This is a genomic window from Microbacterium sp. zg.Y909 (genome assembly GCF_024626565.1).
The window spans coordinates 1-1569 of sequence record NZ_JANJFJ010000629.1 but is presented as its reverse complement, the minus strand read 5'-3'; the positions used below and the strand labels follow the sequence as shown (position 1 = coordinate 1569).

2 protein-coding genes are annotated in these 1569 nt (G+C 71.4%); both read left to right on the top strand.

Annotated elements, in window-relative coordinates; translation table 11 throughout:
* Nucleotides 1–975 (top strand): xylose isomerase (gene xylA, locus NQ160_RS23585; protein WP_257517425.1); only part of this gene is annotated, 975 nt, incomplete at its 5' end.
* An 88-nt stretch (nucleotides 976–1063) separates the two neighbouring features.
* A partial coding sequence (locus NQ160_RS23580; protein ID WP_257517424.1) for an FGGY family carbohydrate kinase occupies nucleotides 1064–1569 on the top strand: 506 nt, incomplete at its 3' end.

Below are 1569 nucleotides of genomic sequence, written 5' to 3'. Positions count from 1 at the left end.
GACCGCCTCAAGGGCGCGCTGGCCGACACCGGCCTCATCGTCCCCATGGTGACGACCAACCTGTTCTCCGCCCCCGTGTTCAAGGACGGCGGCTTCACCTCCAACGACCGGGCCGTGCGTCGTTTCGCCCTCCGCAAGGTCTTCCGCCAGCTCGACCTCGGCGCCGAGCTCGGTGCGAAGACGTTCGTCATGTGGGGTGGCCGCGAGGGCGCCGAGTACGACTCCGCGAAGGACATCCGCGCGGCCCTCGAGCGCTACCGCGAGGCCGTGAACCTGCTCGGCGATTACGTCACCGACAAGGGCTACGACATCCGCTTCGCGATCGAGCCGAAGCCCAACGAGCCTCGCGGCGACATCCTGCTGCCGACCCTCGGGCACGCGCTCGCCTTCATCGACTCGCTCGAGCGTCCCGAGCTCGTGGGTCTGAACCCCGAGGTCGGGCACGAGCAGATGGCGGGGCTCAACTTCGCCGCCGGCATCGCGCAGGCGCTGTACCACGGCAAGCTCTACCACATCGACCTCAACGGCCAGCGGGGCATCAAGTACGACCAGGACCTCGTCTTCGGTCACGGCGACCTGCACAACGCGTTCGCCCTGGTCGACCTGCTCGAGAACGGCGGCCCCGGCGGCGTGCCCGCCTACGACGGCCCCCGTCACTTCGACTACAAGCCCTCGCGCACTGAGGACGAGAACGGCGTGTGGGACTCGGCTGCCGCGAACATGCGCACCTACCTGCTGCTCAAGGAGCGCGCCGCGGCCTTCCGCGCCGACCCCGAGGTGCAGGAGGCGCTCGCCGCGTCGCGCGTCGACGAGCTGTCGGTGCCCACGCTGAACGAGGGCGAGTCCTACGACGACTTCCTCGCCGACCGCTCCGCCTACGAGGAGTTCGACCCCGAGGTGTACTTCGGCGGCAAGGGCTTCGGCTTCGTGCGGCTGCAGCAGCTGGCCACCGAGCACCTGATGGGCGCTCGCTGACCCAGGTGCAGAAGGGGGACGGATGCCGCGTGAGGCGGCATCCGTCCTTTTCGACAGTGCCGTCGGGCACCACAGAGAGGATGCCGGCATGACGCTGGTGATGGGTGTCGATTCGTCGACGCAGTCGTGCAAGGTCGTCGTGACCGACGCCGCCACCGGGGCGATCGTGCGGGAGGGGCGCGCCGCGCACCCCGACGGCACGAGCGTGGACCCCGCCGCGTGGTGGGAGGCGCTGCAGGCCGCGATCGCGGATGCCGGGGGCCTGGGCGTTCCCGGAGCACCGGACGCCGTGGCGGCGTGGGCGGTCGGCGGTCAGCAGCACGGCATGGTCGCCCTCGACGCCGACGGGCGCGTCGTCCGCGACGCGCTGCTGTGGAACGACACCCGCTCGGCGGGCGCGGCGGCGGACCTCATCGCGGAGTTCGGCGCCGAAGAGCTCGCCCGGCGCACCGGCCTCGTGCCGGTGGCATCGTTCACCATCACCAAGCTGCGGTGGCTGCGCGACCACGAGCCCGACAACGCCGCCCGCGTGGCGGCCGTCGCCCTCCCGCACGACTGGCTCACCTGGCGGCTGCGGGGCTTCGGTCCGGCGGG